Here is a 13,797-nt window from a genome sequence, read left to right as displayed (position 1 = left end):
CACCCCATCATCTTTTCAGTCCGCCGCGCCCATCGCCAATACCAACTGTTTTGCTATCCAGAACTTTTGGTTATGATGCGTCATGAATGCCAGGCATCTCGAAGTCTTCCGCGCCATCATGCGCCACAGCTCGCTCACCGCGGCGGCGGAGGCCTTGCATATTTCCCAGCCTGCGGTGAGCAAGCTGCTGCGTCACTTCGAAACCTTGATCGGCTACAAGCTCTTCGAACGCATTGGCGGCCGCCTCGTGGCAACGCCCGAGGCGCATCTGCTGTTTCGCGACGCCGATCGGATTTTCCGCGAGATCGAAGTGCTGAAGATCTATTCGAACCGAATTCGCGACAAGCAGTTGAGCCTGCTTCGCGTTGCAGCCAGCGCGCCGCCGACCTTCGCGCTGCTGCCCGCAGCCACAAGACGCTTCCGCCGGCGCAACCCCGGCGCTCGCCTGGTGCTTCAGACGCTTCCGGCGGAGGAAATTGGCGAGCGCATCCTGATCGGCGACATCGATCTCGGCTTGACCATGACCACCTTGCCCCAGCCGCAGGTCCGCAACGAGGTTGTTGGCACGGCGGACATCGTCGCGCTGGTGCTGCCAGAATCGCCGCTCGCAATCCTCAAGGTCGCTACGCCGGCCGATCTAACTGACAAGACCTTGATCAGTTACGGCACGAACACGCCTGCCGGTCAGATGCTGGCGCGCGTGTTCCAGGAGCAAGGATCCGTCTACGATCCGCAGATCGAGATAAGCCTTTCTATCGCGGCCGCACCTCTGGTGTCTGCTGGACTGGGGGTCGCGCTGGTGGACGGGCTGGTTCCCTGGGCAAAACTCGGCAACCTGAAGGTGCTCCCATTCCAGCCCCGCTCGGTACTCGATATCGTGCTGGTGACGAGCACCTCTCTGCCGCAATCGCGCTTCGGGCGCGAATTTTCCCGCGACATACAAGCCGCGATCCACGATCTGGGCCGCGCCAAGCTGGCACACGCCTAGGCGGCTTGCAGGCAAACCAGGGCGGGAAGTGTTTGCCTGTTCCGCAAAGGCGACGTTGAGATTCCTTCTGATCTATTTGGCGTCACAGAAATGGTTTGCACCAATGGCTGGAGAGACCTTGGTCAAGGAACTGAAGGTCGCCGGGCTGCAGTTTGATGCGAGCCCGGTGTGGGAACGAACCACGTAGTCATCGCCAATAATCGCCTTACGCCGACGGTCAGAACCCGCCCAATTGCACGTCCGAGCCGCCGATCACCGCATGCATCGCTGCAAGGTCTTTCGAAGCCAGGAATGTTGAGCTACGTGTGTCGGGTGCTATCAACGAAACGGAGAAAATTGGCGAACGGGCCCAAAACCATTTCACTCAAAAGGCAGAAACTTACCCGAAAACGCTCAATTCAAACTCAAAGTATTAGGCATAAGCCACTGATTTTTAACAAGTTGGTGGGCCCGGATGGACGTCGTTTCAACAAAATCAATTAGTTAGCGGGTAGTTCGCCCACCCATATCCTTCGTATGTTCTCGTATGGTCTGGCGACCCAAGGAGAACAAGGAGGAATGAACCTGTCTATCAGCTTCTCAACCACCGCGTACACAGCTGTCTTTCGACGGTAGTGGGTCAGTTTGAAATTATCGCATCGAACGGGAGCAGAAGGATGCAGCTTGGTAGGAGTTTCCGGGGCCGCTCATTTCCCTGACGCATGATTGGAACGGCCCGAAATAAATGAACATAGCGGCTGCAACCACTATCGCCGCCGCGATTATCAACGCACCTTTGATGACACTATCCACTTTAGGCCTCGATACGTTTCTTATATGAGCCGCGCACTTTCGGCTGTTCCGCTTCCTTGGTTTCGATCAGCGCAACGATATCGCCAATCTCCCAAAGCTTGCCAGTCACGCCAGCAGCCATTGCAGGCGTCATGCGCAGCGTCGCATGGATACGAACAAAATTGTAGTACATGAAGTGCAGAGCGACGGCGTTGGCATGAGCTACCACCTTCTTGGAAAAGCCGTTGGTCAGACGCGTGAAGCGGCGCATATGCATCCGCATGGTCAGGTTCTGGCGTTCCGCAAATGACGTGCTGACGTGCGCCAGATCGGGCGAACCTTCGATGCGGTTCTTCTTGATGCCCGTGCATTCGGCCGGGCTGTAGCGGCCCTTCGCGCTGTCAGGCGAGGCACCATAGAGTTTGATCAGCATGGCGTAGTCGATGTCGCCGCCGAATGCACCTTCAACAGCCTCTAGATAGGCCCTATGGCCGTCGCTGGTCAGCTGGACGCGATTGGCGAGGCGGCGCGAAAGATCGTCCATGAAGCCCATTGCGTATTCACTGTCGCGCCCGCCGACCAGCCACGACATGACAAGCTTGGTGTCGGCATCGATAGCCGTCCATGTCCAAGTGTCGCCAGCCCCTTCCGGGGCAGATTTGGCAGTCGCGACGTTCTTCTGCTTAGCATAGGTGAACGACCAGATTTCATCGACCTGAATGCGCTTGCTGGTCAGATTGCGAAGGGCTTGGTCCTGATACTCGGCACACACCGCGCCAGCATCCGAAAGGAGCTTGGCAATAGTGTTCTTGCTCATGCCCATGACGCGCGTGATGGCGCGGATCGATTGGCCTTCACAGAGCATGTGCAGGATTTGCGAGCGGGTCTTGGTGTCGAGCTTGTTCATGCCTTCACTCTAGCAGAGCAAAGCATTTAGTCAAGCATAAAGGTCATTTTGAAATTACCTGCGATGAGCCATCGCGGTCATTTTGTCTTGCGTCTCGACTCGATAGCCACGGTACGTTTGCGGGATATGGCGATGAGCCGACAACCAACTGCGATCCGCGCATACAACGATCTTCGCTTCGGCCCCTTCATTCCAAGCGAATACACTCCCCTTCCAACTTGGTAAGGAGAGTTCTTTTGCTAGGGCGACCGCAGCGTTTACGGCCTGCTGGTGATCATTGAACATTGTGTCCAGACACGATTTCCAAGCCGAGTTTATCCATCATTATAGGCAATGGAAGAATAAAAGACAAGCCCCTCTGTTCATTTCCGGCGAAAACTAAGCCAACTGCAGTTTTCGTTCCATCTGGCATAGTTCCAACAACTAACGATCCTGAGTCTCCGGCCTTAGAAAAAGGCAAGCCATTATCGCCTTGCACGATGTATACTGTTTCGAAGTAGACAGTTTTTCTTACACCGTACTCAGAGACCGCGTATTGTACTGGCTGCGGTGCAGCTGATTGCGCTACGATTTGACCCGTCGTGTGGCCCGTTGTTCGGCCTACCTTCTCAACTCGCATTGGAGGAATTGGTTCAGATACGGTACTCGGCGTATCGTAAAAATTCCCTTGCATGGACGAAACTCGGGCCGCGTTGGTTATTTTGAAGATAGCAACATCATTGTTTTCGGCGATAGCGATGTTCTCAGGGATGCCGTCATTGATCGGCAACAGGCGATGGTGCCGCCCGATCGTAAAAGGGTCACAGGCATCCTCAGTCGCATCAACAGGGCCTGGTGCTAAGATTGGCAATCCAGGCATAGCATTGTTGCATGCCCCTGAGACATGATTGTTTGTCATTCCATAGAGCGTCCCAGCTGGGTCGTGAGCCAGAAGGCCAAACGTTCCAGCTCCGATGCAATGGGCTGGGTAAATGGACGACCCGCAAGTGTATGCTTCACCACGGAGGAAGAATGGCTTTGCCATTTCCGGCGCCGGCGGATCGCCCTTGACCTGAGCTATGCCTCCTTGGATGTACTCAAACGAAAAACCGTTCGTATGAAACGGCATAAGTTTTTGCTCAGTTCTATTTAGACGGCCATTAGTAAAAATAACGACCTTCTTTTCAGATTCACTGAAGCCGATGAGATTTATTGAACGCTTTCTGAGAATTTCTTCGACAGCGTGAGCACGGAATGAAGGCGTATGGGCTCCCAAGAAAGTCGACTCATCGTCAACTTCGACCGCCTCATCCAACGCAACTTTTGAAAAAAGGTTATGGACTTTAGCCCAAGCAAGGAGATTCTCAGCGACTTCTCTTGCCGTTGCTGGCGTCTCCTTTACCTCTTCTTCAATCCCCGTTTCCGTCATCCTCTTTACCCCAACGCTTGATTGCTGCAGCCTTAGCAATCTCTTGTCTGCGTTCAGGGGTCAAGGTCTTGGCGCGGGCATTGCCGCCCGATAGGCCGCCTTTTTGCGCGCGCCGCTGCAAGGAGGACTGGGGCGGCGACGTGTCGCGGTCTGCCTCAGTCGCCAGATCGACAATCGACTTCGCCAACTGATTGGCATCGCGCGGGCGCTTTGGATTGGACATCTCAGCCCTTCTGATTCGGTAGGTCACCGAACTCTTTTATCAGCCGGTCCCGCTCGGCTTCATGATCTGCAGGAGCCCATTCTGTGGACCATGTTCGATATTCGCGGTCCGACCATTCCGAGGGTTGTTCAACATGGAGGGCGCGCGTAAGTACACGATTGGCTGGAGGTTCATCCGAAGCCACCCACCCATCGGGCGTCAGGTGATAGAAGACGGTATATCGATCATAGGCCATCGCACAAATGTAGCCGCTTAAGCGGCTACGCGGAAGCCTGTCCTCCGCTGGATTTCAAACTGACCCACTACCCTTTCGACATAGGAGGGATTGGCCTGCCGCTCGGCTGCGCTCGCGCGCCAGCCCGCTCGGCGAACCAATGTTCGTAGCCTTCGAGCCATTTTTTGTCGCGCAGGCGCAAATTCTCATGGCTGATGCGCGACGCCGGACCGTGCCTCAGAACCGGCTGGCGCGCTCTGCCGGTTGGAGCGACTTCAAACCCTGGCAAGAGCATTCCGGGTTGGCCGGAAGTCGCGCCGCGGTCTCCAGCGCGACCCGCGACGCTGTCATAGAGAGGCTTGGCAACACGTCGTCCTGCAGCAATGCCTGGCGATTGCGGTCCATATAGTCATTGAAACCTGCCGTGACGAACGCAAGAGGCACGAAACACGCGCCGATCTCGCGCGACAAGGTAGCCTCGGGGGCGATCGAATGGTTGAGCACATCCGCCCCCAGGTTTCGAAACGCCAAGGCTTCGGCCGGGGTGGTCAGCCGCGGCCCGTAACAGTGGCCAGCGACCAACTGCTGCTCGATGCCATGAACGCGGCATTCGGCTGGCCAATGACGGCGGGCCGTTTCGACCAGAACCGCCGCACATCTTGGACACACGATCTGCTTGCCCGAGCAGTCGAAGCTCTGGCGGCCGGGAAGCAGTGAAAACGGGGTCTGCGTCAGTTCGATGATATCGGCGTTCACCACTAGGTCGCCAGGCTTGATCGCCTTGTTGACGGCGCCAATGGTCGAACAGGACAGGACTTGCCTTACACCCGCGCTCATCAACACCCAGAACGCGCGGCGATGACAGGAATGGTCGATATGGTCGCGGGGGTTGCCGTGCGAATACATGCACAACGCATGTTTCGTTTTACCTTCGGTTGTAATCGACGCATCGAACTCAAGAAGCTTCCAGTTGTCGGAACGACCGAAAGGCGTTTCAAAACTCATGTCGCGCCGCAAGGTGCGCACACCCTCGAATTCGACATCTTCCGGGAAGGCAAGCCCCCAGTTTGCCGAGCCGGTGATGATGGCCAACCCCACCTGAGGTATGTCCGTTGATTGATCCGCCGGAGCACCGGCTGCGTGATGATTTGTAGGCATGTTTCCAGTCTCTGTCAGGATTTTTGGCGAAGGCTCACGATCAGGACGGCGACCAGGACGATGACGGTCCACAAGGTCGAAATCGCCGCAATGGTCGGATCGATCTGATCGCGCAGCGACAGGAACATAAGCTTCGGCAGCGTGCTGTTTTGACCGCTTGCGACGAAGATCGAAATCACAGACTCGTCCAGCGAAGTCAGGAAGGCCATCAGCGTGGCCGACAACAGACTGATCTGAAGTTGCGGGACAATTATTCCGCCAATGGCTCTCGCCCAGTTTGCGCCGAGGCTGCGCGCCGCCTGAACCTGGTTCCAGTCAAAGCGGGCCAGAGCGGGCAACAACACAATGCACGCGACCGGGATGGCCAGCACCACATGTCCGACCAGGACGCCGAACAGCGTCCCGACCAGACGTTGCGCCGCCAGCACAAAGAAGAGACCGATCGCGAGCAGGATGCCCGGCACAATGGACGGGGTCAGCAGAATGCCTTGAATGGTTACGGCGGCCTTTCCGCCGAGCCTGTTCATCGAGATGCAGGCCAGCAGCCCCAGGGGCACCGCGACCATCGCCGTCAATGTTCCCAGTATAAGGCTCGTCCTGAGCGCGGCCATCCATGTCGCAGAACCGAAGAATGTCTCGTACCAGCGCAACGAGTATGCGCGCGGTGGGAACTCGAGAAGATTGGACGCTGAAAAGGAGAGCGGAACGACGACCAGCGTCGGCAGCATCAGGAACACCATTACGAGCGCGCAAAAGCTCCACAGGAGGATGCGGGCCAGCCTGTTGTCTGGATAGGCTTCAAGCATGGGCTGTATCGACTTTGCGCCCGGCCATCAGCCGCCGTGCAGCCAGGAACATCACACCCATCAACGCCATCAAGATGAGGAGCAGAATACCCAGGACGCTCGCCGACCCCCAGTCCTGAAATGTCGACAGCGTGCGCTCGATCCGGATGGAGAGAGGATTTACCTTGCCGCCGCCAAGCACCGCCGGCGTGATGAAGAACCCTATGGTGTAGATGAAGACGATGATCGACCCCGAGAAGATGCCGCCGGCCGAAAGCGGCAGAATGACCGTGCGGATCGTTTGCCCGAGAGTGGCGCCCATGCTCGCCGACGCGCGGACGAGGTTTGCGTCGATATCGCGCATCGCGGCATAAACGGGCAGCAGAAAGAGCGGCAGCATGTAGTGAACCATGCCGATGAGCGTTCCCGTGAAGTTGTAGACCAGCGACAATGGCTCGGCTGTCAGGCCTGAGCCGGTCAAAGCCGCGTTGATCAGGCCATCGCGCCGCAAGAGCACGAGCCAGCCATAGGTGCGCACCAGAATGGAGGTCCACAGCGGCAGCATGACGAAGGCCATCAGCAAATTGGCCACTCTTGGTCTGGCGCTGGCCAGGGCGAGCGCCAGGGGGGTGCCGAGTAGAATGCAGATCGCCAGCGTGCCCAAGGACAGTTCAAGGGTCGTGACGAGCGCCGACCATGTCAGTCCGCTCGAAAGCACCTTCTCGTAATTGCCGACGGTGTATTCGCCCCCTGTGGTCAGGAAGGATTGCCGGATGATCCAGACGATGGGCAGTATCGCCGCCAGTCCAACGATGAAAAGCGCAGGCAGTGAAAGCGAGAGGAAGAACCGCCGCTCGCGTCGAGCGTCTGCCGCTAGCGCAGGATCGGCAAGGACGGTCACGCTACCGCTCCCGGTATCGCGTGAACTTTCGCTGCTGATGCATAGGCGGTCACCCGCTGACCGGTGGCAAGTTCGGCGCAGCCACTGGCCAGCGCCGCCGGAATGCAGACAAGGATATCTTGCCCGCCGTCAAGCGCCAGCGTCAAAAGCCAGTTCTCGCCTCGAAACGCCTTGGCGCGCAGCGTTCCCTCAAGCGCCACCCCGTCTCGCCCGACGAGCTTCGCATCAAGATGGAAGCTTTCCGCGCGGATCATCAAAGCTTCGCGTGATGCATCGGCGCCGTCTATTCTGCGCACCGAGCCCGGGGCCACAATGTTGGCCTCACCCATGAACTCCGCGACGAAGCGCGTCGATGGACGATCATAGATCTGCTGTGGCGTGTCGATCTGCTGAATGCGGCCGGAGTTCATCACCGCAACCCGGTCTGACATGATCAGTGCTTCGCGCTGATCATGCGTCACATAGATGGTGGTGATCCCGAGATCATCGTGCAGACGACGGATCTCGTACTGCATGGTTTCGCGCAGATTCTTGTCGAGCGCCGACAACGGCTCGTCCATCAGCATCACGCGTGGCTCGAAGACGATCGCCCGCGCCAACGCCACTCGCTGGCGCTGGCCGCCGGACAATGCGGTAATGTTGCGCTCAGACAGACCTTCCAGCTTCACGCGGGCCAAGGTGTCGAGCGCTCGCTGGCGGGCCTCCGCTTTCGGCGTCTTGCGCAGCACCAGCGGATACTCGACATTTGCCAGAACGTTCATGTGGGGAAACAGGGCGTAGTTCTGGAACACTATGCCGATGTCGCGCTTGTTGGGGGCCAGGCGGGTGATGTCCCGATCACCCAACAAGAGCCTACCGGAATCGGGCCGGACAAAACCGGCCAGAGCCATGAGCAACGTGGTCTTGCCCGACCCGGATGGCCCCAGCAATGTGAGGAACTCGCCAGCCTGAATGTCGAGCGAGACATCGTCCAGCGCGACGTAAGACCCATAGGTCTTGCGCACGCTGTCGATGGTGATCGGGAGCGACTTCATCATGTGCTGCAGCCTTGGGGCTGATGAATTCGAGACTCAGCGGTTCATCATTTCATCGAAGGCTTTTTGGGCCGCCTCGCCGTTCTTGACCCACCAGTCCGCATTCGAAAACACCGAAGTGCCGGCATTTTCAGGCGCGGTCGCCAAGGTCTTCAGACGGTCCTGGGGGATAAGGCCACCTTCATAGCCGGCAGGATTGACCGGGCCATAGGCGATGAAGTCGGTCAGCTTCGCCACGCGCGCGGGCTGTGTCATCGCCGCGATGAGCTTCATGGCTGCTTCCTTGTTCGGCGCCCCCTTCGGCACCGCAAGACAGTCGGTGCCGATGACGGAACCCTTGAACGTGTAGTCAACCGTGCCGCCATCGGCTTTCACGGTCTGCGCGCGACCGTTCCAGGTCACGACCAGATCCGCCTCGCCGTCTTTCAGCAACTGCGCGGACTGCGCTCCCGAGTTCCACCAGACCGAGACATTCGGTTTGATCGCCTCAAGCCGCTTGATTGCGCGCTCCAGACCCTCCGGCGTGCTGAGCACGGGATACACGTCGGCCGGCGCCACCCCATCGGAGAGCAGCGCGATCTCGATCAAGTCCTGCGCATTGGCGCGCAGCGCGCGACGGCCCGGGAATTTGGCGACATCCCAGAACTCGGCCCAGGTCTTCGGCGAATTCTCCCCATAGGTCTTGGTGTTCCACGACATGACAGTCCCATAGGAGTCGAACGGATAGCAGTAGTCGGACTTCGCGCCGGCGGGCACAGAGTTGGGATCGATGATCTTGTAGTCGAGCGGCTCCAGCAGCGACTGTGCGGCCGCCTGCGCGCCTTCCGGCGAGCCGAGATGGATGATGTCGGTGGTGACCGCACCCGAAGTGACCTGCATCTTCAGGGCGGCCAGGCCGTCGCTTTGCGTCTCCTCGCGGACATCAAAGCCGAGCTCTTTTGCAGCGGGGGCCCACATGGCCTCCTTTATGGCGTTGCCATAGTCGCCGCCCGCGGTGGTGATGGTGACTGTCTGGGCATAGACGGGCAAGGCGACCGAGACCGCGATCGCTGCCAGGGAAATGCGAAGTAGCCGGGACATGGGTTCTCCTCCTCCAGGATTCATAAAAATGTCGCTCAACTAGGCGATTTTATCAATCGTAACGTTACGATTACTGCGAAACGCCCTAGAGTCAAGCTGCTTCCAATCGGACCGTTCAGTTGGGGTGAGCGTGGATTTGACCCTCGGGTCGAATCCGGTAACGTTACGACGCTCAGCAAAATCAGCCGGCGCTTTCGCAAATCAAGTCGGGCGACATGGCCAATCTAAAACAGATCGCGGCGGAACTTTCCCTTTCGGTGACCACGGTATCGCGCGCCCTGAAGGACGGGCCGGAGGTGCATCCCTCGACCGTCTCGCGCGTCAAGGAGGTTGCGAAGCGGGTCGGCTATGTCCCGAACCATCATGGCCGCGCGCTGAAGACCGGACAAACCTTGACGCTGACGGCGGTGCTGCCGATGGAAACACGCGACTACCTGTCCGATCTGGCGAAGCTTCCTTTGATCGAAGGCATGACGCTGGCGGCGCGGCAAGCCGGCTACAGTCTGTCCATCTATTCCACCACACCCGACGACGATCCGGTCGAAAGTTTGCAGCGCCTGCTTCAGGCGCGCAGCGCGGACGGCCTGATCATCACGCGCATGGTCTCGGGCGATCCGCGCGTCAAGCTGCTGCTGGATCAACGCGTACCGTTCGTCGCGTTTGGAAGAACCGACCTGGACATCGCGTATCCCTATGTCGATATCGACAATGAGCAGATTGCCTACGACGCGACCCGGCGGCTGATGGACAAGGGCTGTCGACGCATTGCGCTGCAACTTCTCGTGCAGAAGGATCAGGCGAGCGCCATGCGACTTTCAGGCTATCGACGGGCGATGGCCGAGGCTGGCATTCTAATCGACCCATCGCTGATCGGTGACGGCACATTTACGATGGAATCGAGCGCGGCCTGGTTCGATCGCCTGCTGGCTTCTGCGGATCCGCCGACGGGCTTGGCGTGCGCCAACGAACTGGGTCTTCTGGGAGCGTTGCACGCTCTCAGCAGGCGCGGTCTTGAGCCGGGCCGCAACATCCACATCGTTTCCCGTGACAATACGCGTTTGACGCGCTTCCTGCCGGCGAAGATCGGCGTCCATTCTGTAGACATGGCAGACGTCGGGCACAAGCTTATCGAGGTCCTGGAGAGCCGGATCGCCAATCCGCTGGGGCCGATAGAGACAGTCTTGTTCAAAGGTGAGTTCGACCCTGGCGAATAGTCGAACCGGTAGAGGTCGGACTGAGTTAGATACTCAAAGAGCGAAATCAGCCAGCCGTATTGCCCCGACAACTATCTCGGTTTGAACCTGGGCGAACTTGACAGTGCAGTTCGCCAATGATGCCGAGCCTTTTCCGTTCCGCAAATACGGCCCTCAGGCGGCCACCTCGTCTTAAGCCGGCTGGATCAGCCTCCGCGCCACATCTGCTCCTCCCGTTCAAGGCCGGCGAGCATTTTTGACTGCAGCCGATGCTCCGATTTGCTCCTGATCAATGAACGCACGGCAAATCTGTTAGTAGGTTCTCTCGAATGGGTACCCACGAATTGCTCAACGATGGGCAAGAAGGAGACATCTGCGCTCTGCTTCTTTCGACGAATTGACTATGTGCTGCGGGACCCGCAGACCGGTCAGATCGGAGGAAAGATATCAGGGTTGGGAGGATTAGGTATGGGCAAAGATCTATCCGGCCATCATGCCGACCGCATCCAGGCCGCGATCGCCTCGGATGCTGCAGCGAAGTCCGCGCTGGTTGCCTCCTGGCGACGGTCTTCCAATTTGCATCGGCTCGATCCAGCTGACTGCAGCCCCACACGCTATCTGACGGAGGCGGAACTGGGGCAGGCCCGGCAACGCATCGAACCTCTCGTCCAAGCTGCCCAATCGAGTCTCGACCGTCTGTATCTTGCTGTTGGCGGCGTCGGATGCTGTGTCCTGCTCGCCGATCGTGACGGCGTGCCGGTCGAGCGGCGCGGCGCGGCCGTCGATGACGAGACGTTTCGCTCCTGGGGCTTGTGGACTGGCTCCGTCTGGAATGAGGAAAGCCAGGGCACCAACGGGATCGGCACCTGTCTGGTCGAGCGGCGCGCACTGACAATCCACCGTGACCAGCATTTCCATACGCGCAACACGCTGCTCAGCTGCACCACCGCTCCGATCCATGATCATGAAGGGAATCTTGTAGCCGCACTTGACGTGTCCTCCTGCCGAGCCGATCTGACGGAAGCCTTCGCCAATCTCATTTCGATGGCTGTGGTCGACGCGGTGCGTCGGATCGAAAGTGAAAACTTCAAGATGGCCTTTCCAAAGGCGCGCATTCTGCTCGCACCGGTAATCGACAAAGGTTCCGGCGCGCTGATCGCCGTCGACGCGGACGATCTTGTGGTCGGCGCGACCCGTTCGGCCCGCCTGGCGCTTGGAATTACCCAGCAGTGTCTCGACAAACCAATGCCCGCCGCCGATCTGCTCGGCTGGGCTGAGAGCGGCTCCAAAGTTCTGGCTGAGGCAGAGCGTGGAGCTCTCCAGCGTGCGCTCGCCCGCGCTGACGGAAATGTCTCGGCTGCGGCCCAGGCGCTTGGTATCAGCCGCGCGACGCTTCACCGCAAACTCAATCGCCTGGATGTCCACCGGTCACACTGAACTCCCAAACGACCATGACTGTCGCAATTCTGCGACACATCATGTCCAACCACGGTGACCGGTGCGGTGACAACTACCGGCGGAAATAGCAAGTCTCTTCCGAAGCGTCGCATCCCGCGACGTCAGCTTTGGGAGGAACACATGAACAAGGTTGAATTCTCACGCTCGGTCAAGGCGCCCTTCGACAAGCGCTATGGCAATTTCATCGGCGGCAAATGGGCCGAGCCGCGGTCCGGCCGCTACTTCGAGAACCACTCACCGGTCAACGGTCAACTGCTATGCGAGGTCGCACGCTCGGATGCACAGGACATCGAGGCTGCTCTCGATGCGGCGCACGCCGCCAAGGATGCCTGGGGACGCACCAGCGTGGCCGAGCGGTCGCTTATCCTCAACCGCATCGCCGACCGCATGGAGGAGAACCTCGATCTCCTCGCCTGTGCCGAAACCTGGGACAACGGCAAGCCGATCCGCGAAACGACCGCGGCCGACCTGCCTCTGGCCATCGATCATTTCCGCTATTTCGCCGGGGCGGTGCGCGGCCAGGAAGGTAGCCTCTCCCAGATCGACGACGACACCGTCGCCTATCATTTCCATGAGCCGCTCGGCGTGGTCGGCCAGATCATCCCGTGGAACTTCCCGTTGCTGATGGCATGCTGGAAACTTGCTCCCGCGCTGGCGGCCGGCAACTGCGTCGTACTGAAGCCTGCCGAACAGACCCCGGCTGCCATCTTGCTGTGGGCCGATCTTATCGGCGGTCTGCTGCCGCCGGGCGTGCTCAACATCGTCAACGGCTTCGGCCTCGAGGCTGGCAAGCCGCTGGCGTCATCGCCGCGCATTGCCAAGATCGCCTTTACCGGCGAGACCACGACGGGCCGGCTGATCATGCAGTATGCCAGCCAGAACCTGATCCCGGTGACACTCGAGCTCGGTGGCAAATCGCCCAACATCTTCTTCAAGGATGTCGTCGCCGAAGACGACGATTTCTTCGACAAGGCGATCGAAGGTTTTGTCATGTTCGCGCTGAACCAAGGCGAGGTCTGTACCTGCCCGAGCCGCGCGCTCATCCATGAATCAATCTACGACAGGTTCATGGAACGCGCCCTCAAGCGCGTCGAGGCCATCGTGCAGGGCGACCCGCTCGATCCGGCGACGATGATCGGTGCCCAGGCCTCGTCCGAGCAGATGGAAAAGATCCTGTCCTACATCGACATCGGCCGCCAGGAAGGAGCCGAGTTGCTGACCGGTGGGGCGCGCAATCTTCTGCCTGGCGATCTGGCCGGCGGCTACTACGTCCAGCCCACGGTGTTCAAGGGTCACAACAAGATGCGCATCTTCCAGGAGGAGATTTTTGGGCCGGTGGTATCGGTCACGACCTTCAAGGACGACGACGAAGCCCTCAGCATTGCTAACGATACGCTCTACGGTCTCGGCGCCGGCGTCTGGACACGCGATGCCAACCGCGCCTACCGCTTCGGCCGGGCAATCCAGGCTGGCCGCGTCTGGACCAATTGCTATCATGCCTATCCCGCGCATGCGGCCTTCGGCGGCTACAAGCAGTCCGGCATCGGCCGCGAGACCCACAAGATGATGCTCGACCATTACCAGCAGACCAAGAACATGCTGGTCAGCTACAGCCCGAAGAAACTTGGTTTCTTCTGATCACTGCGCTCATGCGCGCGGCTCCATGGGGCCGCGCGC

At 59.1% G+C, this 13,797-nt stretch carries 12 protein-coding genes; 4 read left to right on the top strand and 8 right to left on the bottom strand.

What is annotated here, in order from left to right; genetic code table 11:
* The first annotated feature begins 82 nt into the window (after positions 1 to 82).
* On the top strand, positions 83 to 988 hold the full coding sequence (locus AC1D1B_RS18855; RefSeq protein ID WP_477333972.1) for a LysR family transcriptional regulator: 906 nt from the start codon (positions 83 to 85) through the stop codon (positions 986 to 988).
* Between the two features lie 793 nt (positions 989 to 1,781).
* Here the strand turns inward: AC1D1B_RS18855 and AC1D1B_RS18850 are convergent.
* From AC1D1B_RS18850 to AC1D1B_RS18815, 8 genes are all read right to left on the bottom strand, one after another.
* Entirely contained in the window at positions 1,782 to 2,666 is an 885-nt protein-coding gene (locus AC1D1B_RS18850) for an IS1 family transposase (RefSeq protein WP_477333971.1), read from the bottom strand.
* A gap of 274 nt (positions 2,667 to 2,940) precedes the next feature.
* Positions 2,941 to 4,074 (bottom strand): Nal1-like putative serine protease, encoded by a 1,134-nt coding sequence (locus AC1D1B_RS18845; RefSeq protein ID WP_477333970.1) that lies wholly within the window; start codon positions 4,072 to 4,074, stop codon positions 2,941 to 2,943.
* Entirely contained in the window at positions 4,055 to 4,297 is a 243-nt protein-coding gene (locus AC1D1B_RS18840; protein ID WP_477333969.1) for a histone H1, read from the bottom strand. Before AC1D1B_RS18840 ends, AC1D1B_RS18845 begins: the two co-directional genes overlap by 20 nt.
* Before the next feature lie 451 nt (positions 4,298 to 4,748).
* Positions 4,749 to 5,609, bottom strand: coding sequence for a phosphorylase family protein (locus AC1D1B_RS18835; RefSeq protein ID WP_477333968.1), 861 nt, complete (start codon positions 5,607 to 5,609; stop codon positions 4,749 to 4,751).
* Positions 5,610 to 5,683: 74 nt separating this feature from the next.
* Positions 5,684 to 6,475 carry an ABC transporter permease gene (locus AC1D1B_RS18830; protein ID WP_477333967.1) on the bottom strand — a complete coding sequence of 264 codons (792 nt, stop codon included), beginning with the start codon at positions 6,473 to 6,475 and terminating at the stop codon, positions 5,684 to 5,686.
* Positions 6,468 to 7,355 carry an ABC transporter permease gene (locus AC1D1B_RS18825; RefSeq protein ID WP_477333966.1) on the bottom strand — a complete coding sequence of 296 codons (888 nt, stop codon included), beginning with the start codon at positions 7,353 to 7,355 and terminating at the stop codon, positions 6,468 to 6,470. The genes AC1D1B_RS18830 and AC1D1B_RS18825 overlap by 8 nt, the downstream gene beginning before the upstream one ends.
* Positions 7,352 to 8,389 carry an ABC transporter ATP-binding protein gene (locus AC1D1B_RS18820; RefSeq protein ID WP_477334817.1) on the bottom strand — a complete coding sequence of 346 codons (1,038 nt, stop codon included), beginning with the start codon at positions 8,387 to 8,389 and terminating at the stop codon, positions 7,352 to 7,354. The genes AC1D1B_RS18825 and AC1D1B_RS18820 overlap by 4 nt, the downstream gene beginning before the upstream one ends.
* Positions 8,390 to 8,425: 36 nt before the next feature.
* A complete protein-coding gene (locus tag AC1D1B_RS18815) occupies positions 8,426 to 9,469 on the bottom strand; it encodes an ABC transporter substrate-binding protein (RefSeq protein WP_477333965.1) in 1,044 nt (347 codons plus the stop codon).
* 215 nt (positions 9,470 to 9,684) lie between these two features.
* On the opposite strand from AC1D1B_RS18815, the gene AC1D1B_RS18810 reads away from it, so the two are divergent.
* From AC1D1B_RS18810 to adh, 3 genes are all read left to right on the top strand, one after another.
* Positions 9,685 to 10,683: a LacI family DNA-binding transcriptional regulator gene (locus AC1D1B_RS18810; RefSeq protein ID WP_477333964.1), complete on the top strand. Its 999-nt coding sequence runs from the start codon at positions 9,685 to 9,687 to the stop codon at positions 10,681 to 10,683.
* A gap of 447 nt (positions 10,684 to 11,130) precedes the next feature.
* The gene (locus AC1D1B_RS18805) at positions 11,131 to 12,099 is read left to right on the top strand and encodes a GAF domain-containing protein (protein WP_477334815.1); all 969 of its coding nucleotides are present in this window, start codon (positions 11,131 to 11,133) and stop codon (positions 12,097 to 12,099) included.
* Positions 12,100 to 12,240: 141 nt separating this feature from the next.
* Entirely contained in the window at positions 12,241 to 13,758 is a 1,518-nt protein-coding gene (gene adh, locus AC1D1B_RS18800; RefSeq protein WP_477333963.1) for an aldehyde dehydrogenase, read from the top strand.
* Positions 13,759 to 13,797 lie beyond the last annotated feature (39 nt).

The organism is Mesorhizobium sp. P2_C5_2, assembly GCF_056404535.1.
This window is presented reverse-complemented; position numbering and strand designations above follow the sequence as displayed.

What these genes read in the sequence shown, in the direction of transcription:
- AC1D1B_RS18805 (WP_477334815.1), top strand. Translation starts at nt 11,131, where the DNA reads ATGGGCAAAGATCTATCCGGCCATCATGCCGACCGCATCCAGGCCGCG.
- adh (WP_477333963.1), top strand. Translation starts at nt 12,241, where the DNA reads ATGAACAAGGTTGAATTCTCACGCTCGGTCAAGGCGCCCTTCGACAAG.
- AC1D1B_RS18810 (WP_477333964.1), top strand. Translation starts at nt 9,685, where the DNA reads ATGGCCAATCTAAAACAGATCGCGGCGGAACTTTCCCTTTCGGTGACC.
- AC1D1B_RS18845 (WP_477333970.1), bottom strand. Translation starts at nt 4,074, where the DNA reads ATGACGGAAACGGGGATTGAAGAAGAGGTAAAGGAGACGCCAGCAACG.
- AC1D1B_RS18820 (WP_477334817.1), bottom strand. Translation starts at nt 8,389, where the DNA reads ATGAAGTCGCTCCCGATCACCATCGACAGCGTGCGCAAGACCTATGGG.
- AC1D1B_RS18830 (WP_477333967.1), bottom strand. Translation starts at nt 6,475, where the DNA reads ATGCTTGAAGCCTATCCAGACAACAGGCTGGCCCGCATCCTCCTGTGG.
- AC1D1B_RS18815 (WP_477333965.1), bottom strand. Translation starts at nt 9,469, where the DNA reads ATGTCCCGGCTACTTCGCATTTCCCTGGCAGCGATCGCGGTCTCGGTC.
- AC1D1B_RS18855 (WP_477333972.1), top strand. Translation starts at nt 83, where the DNA reads ATGAATGCCAGGCATCTCGAAGTCTTCCGCGCCATCATGCGCCACAGC.
- AC1D1B_RS18840 (WP_477333969.1), bottom strand. Translation starts at nt 4,297, where the DNA reads ATGTCCAATCCAAAGCGCCCGCGCGATGCCAATCAGTTGGCGAAGTCG.
- AC1D1B_RS18850 (WP_477333971.1), bottom strand. Translation starts at nt 2,666, where the DNA reads ATGAACAAGCTCGACACCAAGACCCGCTCGCAAATCCTGCACATGCTC.